The organism is Neochlamydia sp. S13, from assembly GCF_000648235.2.
Classification (GTDB): Bacteria; Chlamydiota; Chlamydiia; order Chlamydiales; family Parachlamydiaceae; genus Neochlamydia.
In genome coordinates this window covers 944,163-965,569 of record NZ_AP017977.1, presented here as the reverse complement: position 1 = coordinate 965,569, position 21,407 = coordinate 944,163, and the positions used below count along the sequence as shown (strand labels likewise).

The window sequence follows — 21,407 nt, the reverse complement described above, 5'->3', positions numbered from 1 at the left end:
TATGATTACATTACAAGAACTTTGTGTTTACTTAGATAAACTTTTAGAGCCCAGCTCCATCAAGGATTATGGCTTGAATGGCTTACAAGTCGAAGGAAAAAAAGAAATTTTAAAATTAGCTACAGCCGTATCGGCAAATTTGGAAACTCTTCAAGCGGCGGTTCACTGGAAAGCAGATGCTTTACTTGTACACCATGGCCTATTTTGGAATCAGGATAGCTATCAAATTCGAGGAATAAAAAAAGCTAAACTAGCTTTGCTTTGCCAACATAATCTTTCTCTAATCGCCTATCACCTCCCCTTAGACATCCATTGTGAATGGGGCAACAACTGGAGGGCTGCATTAGAAATGGGGTGGGATAATCTTCAACCCTTTGGTCTAGCTAACGGTCTATATTTAGGAGTTAAGGGCCGTTTGAAAAAAATGAGTCGTCTAGATTTTCAAAAAAAGCTGGAAGATTATTATGCCCATGTTGCTCATATAGCTCCAGGAGGGAAGGAAGAAATTGAAACTGTAGGTCTAGTAGCGGGAGGCGGTTATAAATTCTTATCCTACGCTGCGGATGAAAAATTAGACGCCTTCGTCTCAGGCAATTTTGATGAACCAGCCTGGAGCCAAGCCTATGAAGAAAAGATTAATTTTTTTGCTATGGGACATTCCGCTACTGAAAAAATTGGGCCTAGAGCTTTAGCTGCTCATTTGCACGAAAAATTTCAGATGGAATGCAGGTTTATAGACATCTATAATCCTTTTTAAGAAAACCAAGCTTAATATAAAAAACTATTTTATTTGGGTCTAAAGGGAGATTTACAAGAGCCCTTTATCAGCTTCAAATGTCCTATCTTTCTTCATCCGTATGCTTTAATTTTTTAGTCGCTTCTTAAGGGTAAGCTCACTTGATGAGTTTAAGGTAACTCACACAACCGGCACGAGAGGATTAAGATATCCTGGATTTGCTTTTAGCTAATAGAGCAATTTTTTCTTATCTACTTATTTCCTTTTACGGCTATTTAAGCGATGGGTCGGAAATCTTAAACCTTTTCATCTTTATCTTTCCCCTTTGGGCCTGATCTCTTTTTATCTTAATCTGTTTTGTAGATATCTCTCCTCTACCCTTTTACAAATAATTGGCTAGCTCTTTGCTCGCTATCCATCCTCTTTTTAAGCTAAATAATTTATGAAGAGGTAATTTATTTAGCTTTACATAATGGGAAATGGAGAGTAAGAAAAATTATCCTCATTATAAATCATCTTGCTATGCAGGAATAAATTTTTTCATACACTCATCTAGTTCATTGACAGAAAAATACTTAAAATTCAAAATAGCATCCATTCTCACCCTTTTTAAGGACTTACATGCCCAGCTTAATAGAAACTCTAGCTGAACGTGGCTTTATTGAAGCTTGCACAAGTGATGAGCTGAAAGATATATTAACACAGCCTACAAAAGTTTATTGCGGATTTGATCCTACTGCCGATAGCTTACATTTAGGCCACCTGATCTGCATGATGGGGCTTGCCTGGTTTCAACGCTTTGGACATACTCCCTTCGTTATATTAGGAGGAGCAACAGGCATGATTGGCGATCCTTCAGGTAAAATTTCTGAGCGACAAATCTTAGATGAAGAGACATTACTAAAAAATCTTATAGGTATTCGTAAAAATTTTGAAAAAATCCTTGATACTCATGGTCGTCCTAATGCAACGGTTTTTTTAAACAATTATGATTGGTTCAAAAATTTTTCGTTTGTAAGTTTCTTGCGCCAGATAGGTAAGTATTTTAGAATGGGCCCCATGCTTTCTAAAGATTCTGTTAAAGGACGTATGACTTCGGAAGAAGGCATGAGCTTTACAGAATTTGCCTATCAAGCCTTACAAGGATACGATTTTCTTCATTTATTTCAGAATTATGGGGTAAAAGTGCAAATAGGTGGAAGTGACCAATGGGGCAATATTACAGCAGGAACAGAGCTCATTCGAAAAGCACTTGGTCAATCCTCTTATGGCTTAACCTTTCCTCTATTAACCCGCAGTGATGGACAAAAATTTGGAAAATCTGAAAAAGGAGCCATCTGGCTTTCAGCAGATAAGCTTTCTCCTTATGAGTTTTATCAATATTTAGTACGTGTTTCTGATGTCGATGTCATTAAAATGATGCGCATGTTGACCTTTATGGATATGGAGGAAATTAGAAAATATCAAGAGCAAATGCAGCAACCCGATTACGTACCCAATACTGCTCAAAAACGCTTAGCAAAGGAAGTTACGCGTATCGTTCATGGAGAAGAAAATCTTAAAATAGCTTTAGGAGTTACCGAAGCGGCAGCCCCAGGAGCAAAAGCTAATTTGGATGCTCCCACACTTGAATTAATGGCGCAGAATATGCCCTCTCGTATCCTTAATAACAAGACGGTAATCAATGCTAAATTGCTTGAACTGATATGCCAAGTAGGACTTTTGCCTAGTAAGAGTGAAGCAAGGCGCTTGGCTCGAAATGGAGGAATATATTTAAATAACAATAAAGTTGAAGATGAGAACTATATCATACAACCTGATGACTTAATAGCAAATCGCCTGATGTTGTTAGCCGTTGGTAAAAAGAATAAGATATTAATAAGTATTGAAAATTAACATTTTCCTAGACGAACAGCTCTATCCTCAAAAATATAATGCCTAAAGTAAAGAATCTTCTTGAAACGAAAAGTTGATTGATTATCATAAGGTTTAAATATTTTTAGCTGCGTTCTACAGTTTTTCCAAGAAAGCAAGGTTAGGAAAAATAAAAAAGCTTGCTAGTAAATAAAGTAAATACAAAAAATAGCCCATAAACTCATCGCATATTCAATTAAGGAGTTCTAAAATTATGACAACTATGACCAAGAAAAGTACTATGACAAAAAAGAAATTGATCAATTCGATTTCTCAAGATAAAGGGATACATCCTAATGATGTACGCCATGTCATACAATCTTTTCTAGATAAAATGACTGAATGCCTCTCAGATGGGGATCGCCTTGAATTTCGTGATTTTGGTGTCTTTGAAGTGGTCGAACGAAAGCAAAAAATCGGTCGTAATCCTAAAAAAGCCGAGGAACCTATTGTTATTCCTGCACGCAATGCTGTTAAGTTTACTCCTGGTAAGAAAATGCGTAAACTCATTGAACGACCTCGTTCTATCTAATCATCCAATCGTTTAAGGATATAGGATAAGGAATAGAGGATTGTACATCCTTAATTCCATCCTTATCCCCTTATGGTGAGTCTTTAAAATATAGATAGCTAAGCATCTGTTTTCCAGTCTCTTTAACAGTGGATAAAAATTCATAAGATTTTTATTTCTTTATTGAGCAGAGGGTATAATCTTTTGGAAATAGGGTTTAACTTTTCAGCTGCCTAAGAAGTTTTAGTGGCCAAATTGCGCTTTGTTGTATTATACTTTACCCATAATTAAGCAAAGGCAGTCATTATCATGACCTTACCCAGATTATTAATCATTTCGGCCATTATTCTGTTTAGCATCATTGGCGTGGCAGCTTTATTCAAAAATAAGTCTCCTCACTCAAATTTTATTATTGAGCCCGCTACCTCTCATCCTCCTATTGAAATTGAGATAAAAAGCAATTCTTTTTCCAACTCTGCTCTTCCCTCTCTTTCTCAAACACCATCTTCTCCTCTTCCTACACCCTCCCTAAAAGCTAAGGATAAAGAATTATCCGATAAAGATTCTGATGACCATCTTAACTCTTCTGAGAAGGTATTAGAATTAAAAGCACAGCTCACTGAAGAAAACAGGGTGCTGGAATTTTTTAATACCACCAGTCCTAAATTTCCTATTGTAGAGACCATCACTTATAAAAGCCGCGTCAATTGGCAAAAAGGCAGGCCTGCCTGGCTATCGGATTATGCGAATTACTATAAAACTTCGCGTCATTTTATCGCTCGCAGTCTCAATGGAAAGCCTGATTATCTTAAACAAGATATAAGCGAAGGTGCACGCTTCAATATTTTACATCCTCACAAAATGATTCATTTTCATCTTTTGATTGACTTATCGCGCTGCCAGATGTGGTTCTACTATTATGATATAAATGCTAAGGAAAAAGTATTAGTTAAAACATATCAAGTAGGATTAGGGCGTTTGGATCCTTCCACAAACTCCGGCTTATTGACTCCTATTGGAATATATTCTTTAGGTCCGCGAGTAGCCGTCTATACCCCTAAGATAATGGGGATCCATCAAGGCGCAAAAGTAGAAATGATACGCATATTTGGGACACGCTGGATTCCTTTTGAAAAAGAACTTCACGGAACAACGGCACCAGCTAAGGGCTTGGGTATCCATGGCATGCCATGGCTAATAAAAAATGGCACATTAGTTGAAGATACCAATAGTCTAGGTAAATATGAAAGCGATGGCTGTATCCGTATGGCTGCTGAAGATATAGAAGAGCTTTATTCCATCATTATTTCTCGTCCTACCACTATTGAACTTACAAAAGATTTTTTTAAGGCCGAAAATAACATGCAAACGATCATTGAGATTGCCAACAAGTAGTGTCAAATTAAGTTCCTTTTTTCTATACTTTGCTCGAATAAATTTGAAAAAAATCCTGTAACTAGGGAGCGACTGTTTGGACATTTTACCACACGAAAGACAGATTCAAGAATATGTTAAAACTATAGAGCATCTTAAAAAGCAAAATAATGATAATCCGATTTTCAACACAGAAATTAAAAAACTTGAGCAGAAACTAGAAAAGCTTAAAGAGAAAATATATGCCGAGCTAACTCCCTGGCAGCGCGTTCAGATCTGCCGCCACCCTTCCCGCCCTCAATCTAGCGACTATATAAAAAACATATGTCAGAATTTTTATGAACTTTGTGGGGACCGCACGTATGGAGATGATCCTTCGATTATAGGGGGATTAGCTAAAATCGGCCCTATGAAATGTATGGTGATGGGCCAGGAAAAAGGCTGCGATACCGAAAGTAGAGTCCACCGAAACTTTGGGATGCTAAACCCTGAGGGCTTTAGAAAAGCCTTAAGGCTTATGCAACTAGCTGAAAAATTTAACCTTCCTATCGTAACATTTTTAGACACACCTGGCGCTTATGCTGGCTTAGAGGCTGAGGAAAGAGGACAAGGATGGGCAATCGCTTTAAATATACGCACGATGGCACGTATAAATACGCCCATTATTGTTACTATCATAGGTGAAGGTTGCTCAGGAGGCGCATTAGGCATGGGAGTAGGCGACGTGGTAGGCATGATGGAACATGCTTATTATTCTGTAATTTCTCCAGAAGCATGTGCTTCCATTTTATGGAAAGATGCAAAGAAAAATACGGAAGCTGCTAGTATTCTTAAATTAAATGCTGAAGATATGCTGCCTTTAAATATTATCGACGCCATCATCAATGAGCCCTTGGGAGGAGCGCATCACGATCCGCAAAAAGCTTATATAAATATGCAGCAATTCATTTTAGAGCAATGGCAAACACTTCGCCACATTCCCAAAGACATTTTACTTGAACAACGTTATCTTAAGTTTCGTAAAATGGGCCAGTTCACTAGCCATGCTAACAGATAGACTAGCCTCAACCTACACCCCTAATAAAAAGATAGAAGCAAAAGAAAGGAAGAGGAGTGTTTTTAGGGGCTCATTTCTTAACAATAAGAAAATATTCCTTAATTTATAGCCTTTAACCTCTCATTGGTTTTCATTTTTTTATATCACGTGTAGCCCTAACACAATATCTTGGATTTTAGGTTTAATATTAACATGATAAAAATTTTTAAAATTTCTTTTGATAAACATGTGCATACTACCCTCATCGTGTTTATTATATTAGCAATGTTATTACTCACGGTGGCCTCGCAGTTAGAAATATTGGCCTTAGGAATAATTACTAAGAAAGGGCCAGACATATTTGAGCTTTTCGCCCCCTTAAAAGAGGGCTCTTTGCAAAAAGTTGATAAAATAAGCTTGGCAGAGGTGCATCAACGCTTCGAGCAGCTAGATAGCAATCATAAAGGCTATATTACATCTGCCGAAATCGACCATTTTATGGCTAAGCTTAAAAATAAAAATCTTCTGGAAGAAGCTACGCGCCGTATCAATCATATATTGCCTATTAAAGAAAATCTGTCCAGTCTTGCTTTATTTTTAGTATTTGTTGCTTTTTTTAAAGCCCTTACACTGTTTGCTCATCGCTTCTCGACACGAGTCTTAGCTATTCGGGTGAGTAGTAAATTACGACAGCAGTATTTTGAACATATTCAAACCCTACCTTTAAAATTCTACCATGATCATCATATTGGCAGCTTATCCGCACGTGTAGTGGGTGATTCCTCAACCATCGCTGAAGCTATCAATGCTTGTCTCGTTAACTACCTTCAAACGCCTTTTACTGTATTAACTACCCTCTTGATGTGCTTTCTCACCTCATGGAAACTATCTTTGATTATATTCATTGGCTTCCCTCTAATTGTATTTCCTATTATTTTTCTAGCCAAACGTGTTAAACGTATTTCAAGGCAAATCCAACAAAATCAAGAACGCTTTGCTTCCGTTATAATTGATTTTCTAGCGGGTATTCAAACTGTAAAGCTGTTTGGGATGGAAGAGTTTTCGTTAAAAAAATACAAAGATCAAAATCAGAAAATGGCTGCACTTGAAAAAAAAAGTGCTTGTTATGATCTTGCTTCTCGCCCAATTATCCATACCATCGGAATGTTTTTCTTAGCCACGGCTCTTATGTATGGTTTATATGTGCTACACATGAGCATACCTGAAGTATTATTTTATTGTGGCTTATTATACATATTTTATGAACCCATTAAAAAATTTGCTGAAGAAAATAGCCATATTCAACGAGGAATCGCCGCTGCTGAACGGATGTGCGAAGTGTTGGATCTAGTTCCCTGCATCCGTGATGTTGATGGGGCGGAAACGATGGCTACATTTGAAGATTCTATTGAATTTGACAATGTGTGGTTTCGTTATGACCAGGATTGGGTTTTAAAAGGATTGAGTTTCAAAGTAGAAAAAGGTACCACGGTAGCCATTGTAGGGCCCACCGGAGCAGGCAAATCTACTATTGTTCATCTTCTTCCTCGCTTGTATAACATTCAGCAAGGAACGATACGTATTAACAATAAATCAATCACAACTTTTACTCAAAAATCACTTAGAGAACAGATTGCTTTTGTTCCTCAAAAACCCTTTCTTTTCCTTGATACAGTAGCTGAAAATATTTCTTATGGAAAAAACTTATCTATCCAGCAAATTGAAAATGCCGCTAGAAAAGCTTATGCTGAAGAATTTATTCTTCAATTACCTAAAGGATACGACACAGAATTAGCTGAAACAGGAAAAAATCTATCAGGCGGCCAGCAACAACGCTTAGCTATAGCGCGGGCTTTAGCCAAAGATGCTCCTATCCTTATTATGGATGAAGCCACCTCCGCTTTAGATGCTAGCAGTGAAATACATATTAAAAATGCAATTCATCAGCTACGAGGGCAAGTCACCCAGATCATTATTGCTCATCGCCTCTCTACCATTGAAGACGCTGATAAGATTATCTATCTAGAAAAAGGAGAAAAACTAGCCGAAGGTACTAAAGAGGAATTGCTACAAAATTGCCCAGGCTTTAAAAAAATGTGGGAGCATATGTATCATGCCAACCAAACATCCTAAGGAGGAAATGAGAAAAAAGAAAGCAGTTGTTATTCATTCAGGTGGTATGGATTCTTCTATCTGTTTAGCGCTTGCTATGCAAGAGCTTGGAAAAGATGCAGTCACTAGCCTATCTTTTTACTATGGCCAGCGGCATGCTTCTGAAATTATACAAGCAGAAAAAATTTGCAAAGATTGGAATGTAGCGCATGCCACGCTTAACTTAAGCTGCTTAAGTCAAGTTACCACCAATGCACTAATTAACCCAGCGGTAGCCATCGAGAAAGATCCACCTACTACTCCCAATACGTTAGTAGTAGGCCGAAATGGATTAATGGCTCGCCTAGGAGCCATTTATGCGGATTATCTTGGAGCTTCCTTTATCTATTTAGGGGTGATTGGCGTGGAAGGTAACTATTCAGGATATCGAGATTGTTCTCGAGAATATTTTGACCTTAAGCAGAAAATTTTGCGTATAGATCTAGCCAATCCACACTTTAAAATTTTAACCCCTTTAGTCTCACTGACTAAAAAGGAAACGTTGGAAATAGCTCATCGATTAGGTATCCTTGAATACCTCTTAAATACAACTATTACCTGCTATGAAGGGATTTCCCAAGCAGGCTGCCAACAATGCCCTGCTTGTAGGCTCCGTAATAAAGGCCTGCAAGAGTTTAAAGAGGCTAATCCAGGCGTCTTATTGAATGTGGAGCCTTAAATCGCAGTAAATTAAAAAATTTTAACGAGAAGATGGGGCTTTAAACTAAATAAGGCACCTTGTGTTTTATAACCTCAGCTTCACTTAGTAGGCTCCTTTAAGCTAACGCTTTATTCTTTCTTGCTCCAAAGAGTGAACTTTTTTTTAAAGAGAATAATCTTTATAAAAAAAGGGGCTTTTTCTTATGAAGGCTATATATATCAGCATGGTTAGCACTAAAGAGATCTTCCAAAGCTAGGCTAGCACTTAATAAGGTTTATATTCATGGTGAAGAGATGGGCTCTTATCTTTACAGCATTCGCACCCTTTCAAGATTTAGCTAAGTTTAGCCAAGCCTTTAGCTGCTCTGGTGTAATTCCAAGTCCTGCAAGTCGGCTTTGGTCTATTTCTTTAAGATCTTCCATCACGTCCTCTATAAAAAAAGCTTGCTCTTCTTTATTGGGCAATTTTAAAGTTTGGGAAAAAATGTATTTTTGCAAGCCTTTCTCTGTGAGCTGATTAAGGACAATATCGCGGATAAGGGCACGTCGTTGCTGCCGATAACGTACTCGTATTTCATCAAATCCCAGGGCTTTTACCGTTGAATCATACATGGAGCACGTTCGCATATAAGAGAACATATATAAATCAAGGAGCGGACGAATATCTTGTAGTTCGTAGATCGCAATTACCGCGGAGGTATAATCCTCTCTTTCTACATCATTAAAGGATAAGGGGACAAGATTACTTTTGATTAACGGAATATTTGCGCTAAGTCGCGCCGTGCGTTTATTTACATCAGAAAATCCTTGTAAAAAGGTAAAAAGTAATATTTGGCTGATAAGTATCAAACCAGTGATCATTGTAGGCAAGGGGCATACGTTCATAAAGAGGACGTCTCACTTGTTGAATGGCTTTTGTGCTTGCTGTTCCAAAACAATTACTTGTTTTGCTCATTTCTCGCTTAGCAAGCTGTATAGCATAGTATTTTGTTCCTCGTTTTTGCCCAAGTCGTTCCAGAAGCCCTTCACTTATCATCTCCGCCAGCCATCTTCGCACACTTCGCTCCGAATAGCCGCTGCCTAATTTCTCAAGCAAAATAGGTAGGCTAATAGGCTCTACCTCCTGGCTTAACTGCTGGAATACGGCCAGCTTTTTATCTTTAGTGCTTTTCATTAGACTTAACTTTGCCCTGCGTTCTTAACTTAGAGGAATATTACATCAAATACGGCCATTTTTCAAGAAAGATGGCCGTATTAATTTAAATACGGCCATCTTGACGTTTGTTCGGTAGCATAACTTTTTGATGGAGACAGCAAACAGCTTGAGCAAATATAAGGGAAAGCAAAAAAGGGCACCATTTGCACTATTTAAAAAAAAGGATTTTTTATAATAGAATTTCTCTTTACCTCGTTCATCAAATACCCTTATAAACCTCGTTAGACTCTAGATTTTTTTAGATTAACCACCCTTCTACTCCATTTATCGGACACTCCTATTTACCTTGCTTTTAAATGACTTAAGCTAAGTTCAAAAAGGTACATTTTTAATTAAGCTCTTAAAATTTGGAACTTCACTTGATCAAATTTAAATTTATTAGATAGCCTAATTTAGCATGGACAAAAGGGTGCTTTGTGATAAAATTTTCGTACGCAGACTTTTTCGAGCTTATTTTGTTTTTTATTGCATTTCTGTATGGCTTTTTATCGATTGACCCCCTTAAAATCCTAAATTTTTGATAAATTCTATAAATCTTTAAAAAGATTTTCTTAAAGTGATAAATACTTTTACTGGAAATAACTGGTTAGCGCAGAGATAGGAGCAAAGAGTTAAGGGGGTAAAGATTTTGCAATTCATAAGGTTATAGAAATGTTTTCTTAACAATTTATTAATATTTATTTAAATTAGGATAATAACTATTATTAAAAAAGGGGTAAACAATGAAAATTAATGAAGCCTACAGAGCTGTTTATAAAGCAAGAAACTATTGTGATCATAACCAAAAAAAAAGCTTAACCCAGCAGGAACGTAAGCTACTTTGGATATGTTGTACTACCTTGCAAAACCCTACGAAAAGCACACTTACCCTTCAACAAAGCCATCAGCTTAAATATTTACTAAAACGTTTAGATGCTCTTCCTACTAAGCCTTGTGATACTATGCATCCCTTATGCAGGGTGTTTCTTATCCTTTTAAAAAAGATTGCTAATCTGTGCCATCTTAGAATAAGTCTTAGTAGATTAGAAAACAAACTGGAAGACACTTTCTCTACCTATATGAAAATTGAACCCAATTTGCTAGAAAAATTTATCCATATAAAAGCTGAATTAGATGCTAATGAAGATGAATTGCAAGCTCATAAAATTTTAAAAAGCATTGAATCTTTTTGCTTACTATCTGCCTATTCTTCCCATATTAATAAGGCATTTTTGCAAGGTGAATCCCCTCAAGCACTACGCCGTTTGATTTATGATAAGACGGGCCTTAAGCTTGATAAACAACCTCTCCATGCAAAAACAATTGAAGCTATCTCAAAGGCTCCCCAGATCCTTTATAAAAAATATTGTTATGCTCACCAAAGGGGAATAACTGATCTTTTTTTTAAAAAAGCATTTAACAAAAAAGATAAAAATTTTCAAACGAAATTAAACCGCCTTCATGCTTTTAAAGTTAAGAAAGAAAAAAAATTAAGGGGAAAAGAGGAACTTATATGGAAAACATTTGAAAAGTTTATTAAAGAAGTGGAAAGGCATACCAAAAGTAATCGTAAAGAAAATAATTTTTACGCTGACTTTGCTACCCGAGCAAAATTTAACGATTATTTAAGGGAAGAACAGTTTATAGGCAAAAAGTACAGAAAGAATAATGTAAAAAAGAAAATGACTCAGGAAAAAATGATAAAATTGGAAAAATATTTAGCCGGACTACTAAATATTTGGGAGGGGCAAGTAAATCCTAATATTCCTCTTAAACCTCTTCTAAACAGGCCTAATTTTAATCGTATTAACCTCTTCAATCCAATTGTTAGACCTCTTAAATTTTTACCTATACTTGCTGATAATAAAACTACAGCAACTACTATCCCTCTGCAGGAAAAGATCATAGAAACAAATAAGCTAAATACTGTTTATCAAGAAATGCTGAAAGATCTCGAACTTCTTCATTATGCTAGCAACCTAAGAACTTATCATCATATCAAACAAACCATTCATGGCTTCTTCAAGATTTACTCCAATCGCTCTCAACTTTGGGATTATTATCTTAAACATTCCTCTTATGATTCTGCAACCTATATATACGATCTAACAGGCGTCTACCTACATACCGAACAGGCTAAAGATACAATAAAATTTTTAATTAAAACTTCGGCTAAATTATTCTTTAACACTTATCAAAAAGCCAAGGCTAATGCTCGTTTAAAGGAATTCTTCAACCAAGCATTTTCATCCTATAATTATTGCTTAGAAGCTCGCTATACATATCTGTGCGATAAATGGGTAGCCGCGGAATCTCAAAGCGCCTGCCTAGAGAAAGAACCTCTAGCAGAAATAATGAAAATTGACCCGCATATCACTAAGGAAAAAAATATTGAAAAACTTGTTGAAATCTTTGAAGATTTGCAAGCAAGGCAATATGCTAAAGATCACGAAATAATAATAAATAAAGCTTGGAACAAGCCTGAGGGGCCTAAGTATCAAAAGGTTTTCAAAGATAATAAGTTCAACAGCTATTACAACGTCCACAACTTCGAACAAGCTTTATTAGTAGAGATGAAAATAGTAGGACAAAAATGTATGAATGGTACGTATACAGAAAAAGAAGTTAAAGAACTTATTCAAAAAATGGTAGACGCCGATATTATTGATTAATAGTATTATTAATACTTTTATTTTCAGCTTTAAAAACGCCTAGTTACTTTTGATTGGCTCTTTTTCCTCTCTGTTCATTTATCGCTTAAATAGCCAATTGAATGTCCTCAGAAATAGATGTGGCCTCCGCAATTATTAAGAAAAACTTACTGCCCCGTGGATGTTCTAAGCTTTTAAGGCTATTGGAGTGCTAAGTAGGCTAGGTCTTCTATAATTCTTAATTACCTTAAAGAATTGAAGGTTTACTTTAGACTTCTTGAGTAATTAAATTTCAATTTCATAGTTGTAGATCCATCGCCATAAGATTAAAGCGCAAGCCAAGCCTTCTTCTTCGATTTCTGTATCTATCGCTTATGATTTTAAATCTTTTCAAACTCCCAATCACATTTTCGTTTACCACTCTTTCCGAAGATATTGCTCGGTTTTGCTTTTTTTCTTCCTGAGTTAACGGTTTTCTCTTTCTAGATTTTTTTGGTAGCCTGGAGTTTCTTTGAAGTTTTTTTATACCTGTATATCCACTATCGCTTATCGCGCAGCGGCTATCAGTCCAATCGGGTCGCCCAAGGGGACTTCCCCCTTAGGCTCCCACAGACACGTACGTGAAACTCTCGCTTCATACGGCTCCTATTGTTCTTCAAGCTTTCCAGCCTTTTCTCCACCCCCATAAGTTCCTCGTATTTCTACTTGACTTATTGAGTTGAATTGAACAATTCCAACCCCTTCGCTCCCTCTTCATTACAAAGACTTCCTCACTACTACGAGTTGATCTGCCCCTCATACATGCTTCGATATTTCCCACTTTGTGTTCTTCACTTATATGGTTTTCTCTTAACATCATCTATGAGGTTCCCACGTTCTATATAAAAGCCTAGACTAAGTTCACGCTATCTTTATGCCGGACGCCATTTAGGCAGTAAACAGGTTTCCCCTAAATTTATCTTGGAAGAATACGCAACCCCCAGTTTTGACGCCATTGAGCAAGCTTTCGACACTTGGGTCAATAGTTCACTTTCGTTCGTCTCCTTAGTCCTCACCTGATATGTTTATCATACCTTTTCCTTAACGCTCACTACCTTGGCTTTTGACCAAAGCAGCTTAAGGTGGTTTGAAATCTCTTCCTGCAAAGCGACTTCGAGGGAGCCATTTTCCCTCATCTTTCATATAGTTACGCACATCTACAATGTGCTCGTGGCACACGCGCACCTTGCTTTCTTTAAACAACTTATAATCATGCTTTTTACCATTGCTAAAGGCTGTACAAATAACTTTCCTACTCTTCTTATCGACTACCGCCTGACTTTTTAGGGTATGCCTTTTCTTTTTTCCTGAATAGAGATGCTTCTGCTTGTCGTTGCGATTCCTTATCTTTTTTTTCCTTAGCTCTTCTCCTCTTAGGTCGCTCTACAGATGATTCTGATGCATCTATAAGCACTACTTCGTATTCACTCTCCTTTTCCAGAAGAGCTTTCTTTCCAGGAAGCGAAAATTCTCCACTTTTAATTAATGTGTTTTCCACCCATCTACATGCTCGATAACAACCACTTTCGCTCAATCTATAACTTCTACCCAAATGAAAATAAGTTCGATACCCTCTTAAATACTCCAACGCCATCAAAAGCTTGTTTTGGATAGTTAGCCCACCTTTTCTTCCTGCTCTTCTGTATCTCCTGTTTTGTGCTTCTACTAAAACCTCGACCATTCTTTCAAATGTTTCAAGCTTTACTCCCGTCACCCTTTTAAATTGTTCGGCAGACAGCACTTTAAGTTCCTCATATTTCCCCATATCTTTCTCCTTAGTTTAAAGGATAAGAATATAGCAAAAATCTAATTAAGCAAGAAGTCTTTTTAAGGATCAAACATATGTTTCAAGTTTTTTAAGCCTTTGCCTTAAATTTTATTCTTTAAAAAAACTACGCCTACATAGCCGATCCTCTAGAAGCTGCTTCCGGTATTTTAAGGGAAGGTTTACAAAACAAAGGATGAAATCGTGTAAAGAATGGCTCAAAAACGTACTCTTAAAAAAGAATGCTGCGCAAACCGCTATTTTCCTTGTTGATCTGCCAGCCTGCAGTCTTTATTTTTTCATTAGAAACTTTTTTATTCCCTTGGAAAGAACTTTGCAATGAAGGATTCCATTGTACATCGGGCCAGCCATAGAATTTACTAATCTTCTTATACAGCTCTTTACGAGGAATATGAAAATCATCACAAAGGTTATAGATTCCTGCTAGCTTATTTTGCTGGGCATAAGCCATGGCAGAAACAATCTCATCAAGATAGATAAGGTTGGTATAATTATCCCCTGTGCCTGCGCAGACAGTGCCTAGCATACGCTTAACGCGCTCTACGATTGAACGTCCTGGTCCATAAATCTCCCCTAAGCGGAATACACATATTTGGCGGTAGGAAGTAGCAGCTTGAAATAGTATTTCTTCGGTAGACAACAAAATTTTGCTATTCGTTTGAGTAGGGTGGGGTTTAGTCTCTTCATCTACCCATAACCCTCCCTGCTCACCGTAAACCGAAGAACTACCTGTATAGATCACCTGGGAGACATGCGTATTCTTAAGAGCCTTGGCTAGCTTCTCAGCTGTACCTAGATAAGTTGGCCTATAATCTGCCGGGCTATCAGGAGCTACAGCCAAAATAACAACATCTTGTTTTTCTAACAACTTTTGCCAATCCTCGCCCAAAATATACACGTGATCTGTCCACTGTCTTAATTCTGAAGCCTTTTTTAAGCAACGCGTTGTGACAGTAATCTCATGCCCCTCATTCTTCCATTTTATAGCTGCCGATCTTCCTACATAGCCACATCCTATGATACAAATCTTCATGCATACACGAATGGTTAAAGGTAGCCAAGCTTTTCAAAGCAATTTTTTAGTTCTGTATTTTCGGCCTTATCAAAAGCTCCTGAGCTAGCGAGCCATTTGATATAATCACGCGGCACATCTTTTAAGGGGACCCCTTGATGCTTACCGAAAGGCATATGGTGAAGTTCGCGAGGTTTATTAATCAATTTAAAGATTGTTTCCATATCTAAATCATCGGTCATTAAAGAGAAGACTTGATGCAAGACAATAACATCATCAAGGGCTCGGTGGGCCTTGTTTGCTTCTATTTGATAGATCTCTCTTAAGAATTGTAAAGTATGTTTAGGAAGATCGGGACGATAACGTCTTGCCCATTTTAAAGAATCTAGAAATGACCATGAGGGCATTTGAATTTGATGACGCCCAAACTCTTGACGAAGAAAATGAAGATCAAAAGCATCATTATTATGGGCAATCAGAACCACATCGCCTTCACAAAAGTCTATAAACTCTTGTCCCACCTGCGCAAAGCTGGCGCATTTGGCAACCATCTCATCCGTAATATTGTGTACAGCAGTAGCTTCAGCAGGAATAGGACATCCTGGATTGATCAACTTCTCAAAAGAAGTATTATTTACTGGATCAAAAGCTGCAATCTCGATAATACGATCCCTATCAGCTTTAATACCCGTCGTTTCAGTGTCATAAAAAATAGCACGTCTTGGCATAGTGAGGCAGCATCCTTTTAACGTTATTATTTTACATTAAAGTCTTTCAACATTGTTCTTAGCTACTTTATATCCTGAAAAATTTAAAGATACTATATCAGCTGATCATGGTAATTAGCTTAACATGCCTTAAGAGAAAGAGAATAGAACATTTGACTCCCTTTTAAAGGGCCGAACTTAGCATAACTTAAATAAAAGAAGATTTGAGCAAATAAAGCTAAGTGCTTGTTTGGATCGAGCACAAGTACTTATGTCCATCTTTAACTACTTTTATACATTTTTTTATTTTCTTATTTTAGCCGCTTCCCCTTGTTTTACTACATCTATAAAGCGAGCTTTACCTGCTACCACAGCGGCGATAATAGGGAAGAATGTTTCTATCAAAAGAGGAATAGTATGGATATAATTACAAAGAATTTCCCCTGCAACCTTCTTATCGCTAGCTGGCAAGATGGTACGGTAAAAAACAATTTTAGCCCGTTCATCTAAGCCGAAACCAGGAATATCGATTTCTTTATTGAATAAATGTAAAACGCGTGCTACTTCAGTGATCGTTTGGCTCTCAAGAGCAATAGGAATAGGAGCAAATAATTGAAGAAGTTCTTCATCATTTAATAAGCCAATAAAAAGAGGAAAAGCTTCATTTTGCACTTTAAAAAGAGTATATATCTGCTTAGTCTCTGGTTGATGTTTTACATCTACAGATTTATTGATTAGGTATTCGTAAAGACTATCAATAGTGAGGGGAATCATATTTTTCTCTAAAACTTTTAAAAACCTACATTTGGCGCAAAATTATTTGGTTGCTTTTCTCGAATGACCTCAGGATTGTTAGTAGAAGGAACAACAGAGTATTCATCCTCTCTTGGCAAGCGATAACAAGCAAAAAGGAAGCCAATACAAATTAAATAAAACATCGAATAAATAAAAATTTGTTTGTTTTGCATATCCCCTCTTCTTCAGGCAGTGATAAAATCAATGATACTATCCTATTCGCTAATATTTTGGAAATCTAAAGCCTTATTTTTTTTGCATTTTACCTCTGCCTTTTGTTCAAACCTCTTTGCATGAGGTAAAAGGCAAGCTTAATGTTTAGTGTAAAAGAAAATAAGTTTTCAATAATACAAAGGCAAAGTAGAGTTGTTTAGATAAAAAAATGCAAGCGTTTATTTCTTGTTCTTTGATCATTTTCGAAGAAAAAAATTTAAGCTAAAGCTTGTATTACTCATAATGAAATATCTTTGTTCTCTATCCTCTCTTTAAACGATGAAGGTAGACTTTCCTCCGATTCATTATTTTCAAATGCACCTAGGTGTGTAACTCCATTAACAGATTCAGCTATAATAATTCCTTTTCCTTTTATTTCTAAAAGATAAACTGCCGTTTTTGGGGTTAACGAGCGATATTCGATGACTTTAATTAAACTGGTAGCGTTCAATTGATGAATTTTTCCTCTAAGCAATCTTTTAATCATCCAGGAAGCTATCAAAACTACTGCCACAATTAATCCTAAAGTGGTTAAGATATTGATAAGTTCATGAAAAAATCGAGCTCCTTCATTGTCGTCAGTTTTTGGGGAGAATTCGACTTTTGAAGTAGGGTGGGCAGAGTGAATAGGAGTTTCAAAATTTTCAGATTGATTTTTCTCCAGGGTATCAGAGTGGTCTTCCTCCAAGGCAGGAGAAAAGTGGGCCAAAGTCTGTGGATGATCGAAAGCTTGTTCACTATACCCTTGCTTACAAAGTATGTAAGCTGTGCAAACAATAACGAAACAAAGAAAATTATTTTTCATAAGATCTGATGGGTTAGAAATTAATAAGTGCAATTCTAGCATTTCAATATATTTTTGCACATTTTCTTATTGCCTTTTGTGAGTTTTTTGATAAGCTCAGATCTTTAAAGAGCAAGTCAGGTATGCGATCTCCTTATCACCTTCAAAATAACAATAGCCTTGTATTTCAATTCATGGTCAGTGAATACTTAGCCATTTGCCAAGCATTTAAAAGCTTTGAGATAGCGGTCCAAAATAACAATTATGAAGCCGCTAACATGGCACTCATTAGATTACTAGGCTATCAAGATAAAAATCTTTTTCCCGCCTTTTTTGGATATGCGGATAAAGGTCTACTCCAGCAATTGCAAAGTAGCTGCCAATCTTTTAACCTTAATGATGAGGACAAAAAACAGCCTGCGCAAAAATTAAACTTACATGCTCAAAAAACTTATTCTCTCTGCTATCAAGTTTGGAAGACAGTTGAAAACAGACCTTTATCGCCCTCATCTCCCTTATTTGAGCTAGCGTCTCCTTACATTCCAAAAATTCAAAATTTTCTCAACAAGATAGGGCGTTTAATTGCTAAATTATTCTTGCAATTTGAAGATGATGAAACCATACTGTTTTTTCTATTAGAGAATCATCAAACTGTGGATGAAGTCTATAAAGCACCATTTGTGAAAAAAGTTTTTACTAAAATGTTCCCACAAGGATTGAAAACAGCAGAAAAATATATAATTAAACAGTACAGTAAGCGAGGCTATTATCATCTTTTGCCTCAAGTTTTAGAAGCTGCGAAAGAACTTCAACAAAAAAAATAAAATGTCGTCTTTAAAAAGTGAATATTTATCCCTAATCGCTCAAGTGCAAAGCTACCTTATCCAAGAATTTTCTTCAAAAGCATTCTTAGAAGTTAGCCGATCAAGCTATGCGGATTATCGCCTATTTGCAGCTTCTTGCTTACCCCAAGCCATTAAAAAGGCATTGCCACCTCAATTTCCGGAAGCGTCTAAGGTTGAACCTTCACCTGTAGTTGCAGCTCCTCTCTCTTCTACGGTAATTACCCATGAAAAGCATCCAAAAGATACGCTTGAAGTGTTACCTGCTGATAGTAAAAGCAACTTGACAAGCGAGCAACTTCTTTCTTCTTCCTCCTCGCCAAACAGCACAGAATTTGTACCTAAAGCTATTAATTTGGAATTTTCAGCACCTGCTCTCACCTCTCCAGATTTTTCAGATTTTCATAAAATTTTTGCCGAGCGCTTCCCTGATCAAATGGTTCTAGCTGAGATTCCAAACGATGAAGCTGCGAAAAATGTTAAACAAATGTGGAAAAATGATAGCCAGCGAGATTGTTTATTATTAGTTTTAATAAGTGCATCTTCTGATCCGCGCCACGCTTTATTTTTAGCTAACCTACGTAAAGCTATTCAGATAGTCTATCGTGTACATACAGAAATTATAGAGAAGAATTGCTTAGACTCCAGCCAAAAAAATTTTATAATTGAGCTTGCCCCTTTGGATATATATTTCCAAGAGCCCCCCCGCAAAGTAGAGCTTTGGAATTTTATTTCTTCTCAACTTTCCAGGTAGGTTAAAATGTCGCTGTATGCCTCTGTTATCCTTGATAGTGCCCTGGACAAGCCTTTGGAATATAGCATTCCCCCTGAGTTTACTTTGCACGCTAAACCCGGTGTACGTGTTGAAGTACCCTTACGCCGTCAATTTCAACGAGGATATATCCTGAAGGTACAAAACCAGGCTACTTTTCCTTCCGTAAAGCCCATCGCTAAAATTTTATCAGAGGGAGAGCTTATCACTCCTCCCTTATTTGAACTAGCTTTATGGCTAGCCAAATATTATTGCACACCTCTCCACCAAGTTTTCAAAATCTTGCTACCCGCCAGTGTACGCAAAGATATACAGCACAAACAGCAATTTTATGTCCTGCGTAAAAAAACGCGTGAGGAATTAAAGATTTATTGCGAAAAAATACGTAACAGATTTCCAGCGCAAGCTGAAGTCATCGATATCATGCTTCAAGTAAAAAAAGGGATTTTACTCAGTGAATTGCTAGAAATATCCAAATGTTCTCGCAGCTCTGTAGATACGCTTATTAATAAAGATTATTTACAAATGGATATTGTGCGTATTGATCGTTCGCCCCTTATCGATGAAGAATATTTTAAGACCAAAGCTAAACAGCTTAATGCAGAACAACTTCAAGCTTTTGAAAAAGTAAAGCACAGCCTTAGCGAAAATCAATTTGAAACCCACCTTATTTTCGGGGTCACAGGAAGTGGTAAAACTGAAATTTATTTACAGGCTATAGAGCAAGCTTTAATGCAGAATAAAGGAACAATTATGTTAGTTCCGGAAATCTCTTTAACAGCTCAAACTATCGAACGTTTTCGCAGCCGTTTTGATCATAAAATTGCCATTCTTCATCATCAATTAAGCCAGGGAGAACGCTTTGATGAATGGCACAAAATTCGCCGTGGAGAGTCCCCTATTGTGATTGGAGCTCGCTCAGCAATCTTTAGTCCTGTTCCTAATTTAGGGCTCATTATCGTAGATGAAGAACATGAGCAATCCTATAAGCAATCTGAGGAACAGCCTTGCTACAATGCCCGCGATGTAGCGGTCATGCGAGGAAAAATGAGTAATAGCACAGTCATTCTTGGGAGTGCAACGCCAAGCTTAGAAAGCTATTATAATGCTTCGATTAGCAAATATACTTTAAGCAAACTTACCATGCGGGCCGCTACAGCAAACATGCCTCGCATGCATATTGTTGACATGGCAAAAGAATTTGAAAAAGCTAAAGGATATACGAATTTTTCAGAAAAGCTTATCACAGGAATAAAGCAGCGTTTTGAACAAGGGGAGCAAACCATCTTATTTCTTAACCGCCGTGGTTACCATACTACTCTACTCTGCCAGCAATGTCGGCAAGCAGTCAAATGTGAACATTGTGATGTCACCATGACTTTTCATTTAGGCGACAACGCTTTAGCTTGCCATCTATGTGGCTACACACTCACTCCTCCCCCAAAGCAGTGCCCTAATTGTCATCATGACCATCCCATGAAATATAAAGGGGTAGGAACTGAATTGATTGAAAAAAATATACATGCTTTATTCCCTGGCATTCGTACAGTACGCATGGATGCAGATACTACGAAGCATAAAGGCAGCCATCAGAAGCTTTTAAAAACTTTCAGCAGTGGCAAAGCGGATGTATTGATTGGCACCCAAATGATCGCTAAGGGTCTTCACTTTCCTTCGGTTACCCTTGTTGGAATATTAAATTGTGATTCTACCCTTAATCTCCCCGATTTTCGTGCTTCAGAGACAGTTTTCCAATTAATTACACAAGTTTCTGGGCGAGCAGGACGTGGCCAAATAGCAGGTGAAGTGATTCTACAAACAAGTTTACCTGATAATTCAACGATTTGCTTAGCGGCAGCTAACAATTATGAAATTTTTTTTGAAGAAGAACTAAATGTAAGGCAAGCTTTTAATTATCCTCCTTTTTCTAATCTAATCAAAATTACCTTTTCGGGCCCAGACCAAAAAAAGACCTCGGATTATGCTCATTATACGCGCTCGTGGCTTATGGATCATTCAAATGAAATTTGTAAATGGCATGAAATTATTCCTGCAGGATACGCAAAAGTTAAAGGTCAGTATCGGTATCAATTTCTTATCTGTTGTGCTAATGTGTATGCTTTGAATCGCGTTTTAGAAAGTTTCCGTCATACCCATCACTCTTTGCAAACGGTAAAAATGCGAGTAGATGTAAACCCTGTCTCTACATTTTTTTAAAACCTTGGTAGT

At 37.1% G+C, this 21,407-nt stretch carries 18 protein-coding genes and 2 pseudogenes; 11 read left to right on the top strand and 9 right to left on the bottom strand.

Features of this window, described 5'->3' with window-relative positions; genetic code table 11:
- Position 1: 1 nt before the first annotated feature.
- The 7 genes from TY21_RS03700 to queC all read left to right on the top strand — a co-directional run bounded on the left by TY21_RS03700 (position 2) and on the right by queC (position 8,401).
- Entirely contained in the window at positions 2-757 is a 756-nt protein-coding gene (locus tag TY21_RS03700; RefSeq protein ID WP_052354516.1) for a Nif3-like dinuclear metal center hexameric protein, read from the top strand.
- Between the two features lie 600 nt (positions 758-1,357).
- Positions 1,358-2,632 carry a tyrosine--tRNA ligase gene (tyrS, locus tag TY21_RS03695; RefSeq protein ID WP_042240888.1) on the top strand — a complete coding sequence of 425 codons (1,275 nt, stop codon included), beginning with the start codon at positions 1,358-1,360 and terminating at the stop codon, positions 2,630-2,632.
- Between the two features lie 232 nt (positions 2,633-2,864).
- The gene (locus TY21_RS03690; protein ID WP_197725083.1) at positions 2,865-3,182 is read left to right on the top strand and encodes an HU family DNA-binding protein; all 318 of its coding nucleotides are present in this window, start codon (positions 2,865-2,867) and stop codon (positions 3,180-3,182) included.
- Positions 3,183-3,470: 288 nt separating this feature from the next.
- A complete protein-coding gene (locus TY21_RS03685) occupies positions 3,471-4,556 on the top strand; it encodes a L,D-transpeptidase (protein ID WP_042240890.1) in 1,086 nt (361 codons plus the stop codon).
- Between the two features lie 76 nt (positions 4,557-4,632).
- Positions 4,633-5,592: an acetyl-CoA carboxylase carboxyltransferase subunit alpha gene (locus TY21_RS03680; RefSeq protein WP_042240892.1), complete on the top strand. Its 960-nt coding sequence runs from the start codon at positions 4,633-4,635 to the stop codon at positions 5,590-5,592.
- A gap of 192 nt (positions 5,593-5,784) precedes the next feature.
- Entirely contained in the window at positions 5,785-7,704 is a 1,920-nt protein-coding gene (locus tag TY21_RS03675; RefSeq protein ID WP_042240896.1) for an ABC transporter ATP-binding protein, read from the top strand.
- A 7-nt stretch (positions 7,705-7,711) separates the two neighbouring features.
- Positions 7,712-8,401 carry a 7-cyano-7-deazaguanine synthase QueC gene (gene queC / locus TY21_RS03670; RefSeq protein ID WP_042240900.1) on the top strand — a complete coding sequence of 230 codons (690 nt, stop codon included), beginning with the start codon at positions 7,712-7,714 and terminating at the stop codon, positions 8,399-8,401.
- A 308-nt stretch (positions 8,402-8,709) separates the two neighbouring features.
- Here the strand turns inward: queC and TY21_RS03665 are convergent, their stop codons facing one another.
- Positions 8,710-9,231 (bottom strand): hypothetical protein, encoded by a 522-nt coding sequence (locus tag TY21_RS03665; protein ID WP_130589522.1) that lies wholly within the window; start codon positions 9,229-9,231, stop codon positions 8,710-8,712.
- A complete protein-coding gene (locus TY21_RS03660) occupies positions 9,179-9,556 on the bottom strand; it encodes a hypothetical protein (RefSeq protein WP_042240905.1) in 378 nt (125 codons plus the stop codon). The genes TY21_RS03665 and TY21_RS03660 overlap by 53 nt, the downstream gene beginning before the upstream one ends.
- 764 nt (positions 9,557-10,320) lie before the next feature.
- Here TY21_RS03660 and TY21_RS03655 point away from each other — a divergent pair.
- Positions 10,321-12,249 carry a hypothetical protein gene (locus tag TY21_RS03655; RefSeq protein WP_042240908.1) on the top strand — a complete coding sequence of 643 codons (1,929 nt, stop codon included), beginning with the start codon at positions 10,321-10,323 and terminating at the stop codon, positions 12,247-12,249.
- A gap of 264 nt (positions 12,250-12,513) precedes the next feature.
- On the opposite strand, the pseudogene TY21_RS03650 reads toward TY21_RS03655, so the two are convergent.
- From TY21_RS03650 to TY21_RS03620, 7 genes and pseudogenes are all read right to left on the bottom strand, one after another.
- Positions 12,514-12,781 (bottom strand): annotated as a pseudogene (locus TY21_RS03650) (transposase family protein); the annotation flags it as partial.
- A gap of 671 nt (positions 12,782-13,452) precedes the next feature.
- Positions 13,453-14,032, bottom strand: a pseudogene (locus TY21_RS03640) (transposase family protein); the annotation flags it as partial.
- Positions 14,033-14,264: 232 nt separating this feature from the next.
- Positions 14,265-15,086 carry an SDR family oxidoreductase gene (locus tag TY21_RS03635; protein ID WP_042240917.1) on the bottom strand — a complete coding sequence of 274 codons (822 nt, stop codon included), beginning with the start codon at positions 15,084-15,086 and terminating at the stop codon, positions 14,265-14,267.
- Between the two features lie 14 nt (positions 15,087-15,100).
- Positions 15,101-15,793 carry a DUF3820 family protein gene (locus tag TY21_RS03630; RefSeq protein WP_039384918.1) on the bottom strand — a complete coding sequence of 231 codons (693 nt, stop codon included), beginning with the start codon at positions 15,791-15,793 and terminating at the stop codon, positions 15,101-15,103.
- A gap of 282 nt (positions 15,794-16,075) precedes the next feature.
- Positions 16,076-16,546, bottom strand: coding sequence for a YbjN domain-containing protein (locus TY21_RS03625; protein WP_052354517.1), 471 nt, complete (start codon positions 16,544-16,546; stop codon positions 16,076-16,078).
- 17 nt (positions 16,547-16,563) lie between these two features.
- Complete coding sequence (locus tag TY21_RS10955) at positions 16,564-16,740, bottom strand: hypothetical protein (RefSeq protein WP_158623014.1); 177 nt, start codon at positions 16,738-16,740, stop codon at positions 16,564-16,566.
- Positions 16,741-17,018: 278 nt separating this feature from the next.
- Entirely contained in the window at positions 17,019-17,645 is a 627-nt protein-coding gene (locus TY21_RS03620) for a flagellar biosynthetic protein FliO (RefSeq protein ID WP_042240920.1), read from the bottom strand.
- A 62-nt stretch (positions 17,646-17,707) separates the two neighbouring features.
- Here TY21_RS03620 and TY21_RS03615 point away from each other — a divergent pair, with 62 nt between their 5' ends.
- Genes TY21_RS03615 through priA form a run of 3 tightly spaced genes read left to right on the top strand, consistent with a single transcriptional unit; the run spans position 17,708 to position 21,395 of the window.
- Positions 17,708-18,388 (top strand): hypothetical protein, encoded by a 681-nt coding sequence (locus TY21_RS03615; protein WP_042240922.1) that lies wholly within the window; start codon positions 17,708-17,710, stop codon positions 18,386-18,388.
- A 1-nt stretch (position 18,389) separates the two neighbouring features.
- Positions 18,390-19,160 carry a hypothetical protein gene (locus TY21_RS03610; RefSeq protein ID WP_042240925.1) on the top strand — a complete coding sequence of 257 codons (771 nt, stop codon included), beginning with the start codon at positions 18,390-18,392 and terminating at the stop codon, positions 19,158-19,160.
- 6 nt (positions 19,161-19,166) lie between these two features.
- Positions 19,167-21,395, top strand: coding sequence for a primosomal protein N' (priA, locus tag TY21_RS03605; RefSeq protein WP_042240928.1), 2,229 nt, complete (start codon positions 19,167-19,169; stop codon positions 21,393-21,395).
- The last annotated feature ends 12 nt before the right edge of the window (positions 21,396-21,407 follow it).

What these genes read in the sequence shown, in the direction of transcription:
- TY21_RS10955 (WP_158623014.1), bottom strand. Translation starts at nt 16,740, where the DNA reads ATGCAAAACAAACAAATTTTTATTTATTCGATGTTTTATTTAATTTGT.
- TY21_RS03675 (WP_042240896.1), top strand. Translation starts at nt 5,785, where the DNA reads ATGATAAAAATTTTTAAAATTTCTTTTGATAAACATGTGCATACTACC.
- TY21_RS03660 (WP_042240905.1), bottom strand. Translation starts at nt 9,556, where the DNA reads ATGAAAAGCACTAAAGATAAAAAGCTGGCCGTATTCCAGCAGTTAAGC.
- TY21_RS03685 (WP_042240890.1), top strand. Translation starts at nt 3,471, where the DNA reads ATGACCTTACCCAGATTATTAATCATTTCGGCCATTATTCTGTTTAGC.
- TY21_RS03635 (WP_042240917.1), bottom strand. Translation starts at nt 15,086, where the DNA reads ATGAAGATTTGTATCATAGGATGTGGCTATGTAGGAAGATCGGCAGCT.
- TY21_RS03630 (WP_039384918.1), bottom strand. Translation starts at nt 15,793, where the DNA reads ATGCCAAGACGTGCTATTTTTTATGACACTGAAACGACGGGTATTAAA.
- queC (WP_042240900.1), top strand. Translation starts at nt 7,712, where the DNA reads ATGAGAAAAAAGAAAGCAGTTGTTATTCATTCAGGTGGTATGGATTCT.
- TY21_RS03610 (WP_042240925.1), top strand. Translation starts at nt 18,390, where the DNA reads ATGTCGTCTTTAAAAAGTGAATATTTATCCCTAATCGCTCAAGTGCAA.
- TY21_RS03615 (WP_042240922.1), top strand. Translation starts at nt 17,708, where the DNA reads ATGCGATCTCCTTATCACCTTCAAAATAACAATAGCCTTGTATTTCAA.
- TY21_RS03700 (WP_052354516.1), top strand. Translation starts at nt 2, where the DNA reads ATGATTACATTACAAGAACTTTGTGTTTACTTAGATAAACTTTTAGAG.
- TY21_RS03655 (WP_042240908.1), top strand. Translation starts at nt 10,321, where the DNA reads ATGAAAATTAATGAAGCCTACAGAGCTGTTTATAAAGCAAGAAACTAT.
- TY21_RS03690 (WP_197725083.1), top strand. Translation starts at nt 2,865, where the DNA reads ATGACAACTATGACCAAGAAAAGTACTATGACAAAAAAGAAATTGATC.
- TY21_RS03625 (WP_052354517.1), bottom strand. Translation starts at nt 16,546, where the DNA reads ATGATTCCCCTCACTATTGATAGTCTTTACGAATACCTAATCAATAAA.
- tyrS (WP_042240888.1), top strand. Translation starts at nt 1,358, where the DNA reads ATGCCCAGCTTAATAGAAACTCTAGCTGAACGTGGCTTTATTGAAGCT.
- priA (WP_042240928.1), top strand. Translation starts at nt 19,167, where the DNA reads ATGTCGCTGTATGCCTCTGTTATCCTTGATAGTGCCCTGGACAAGCCT.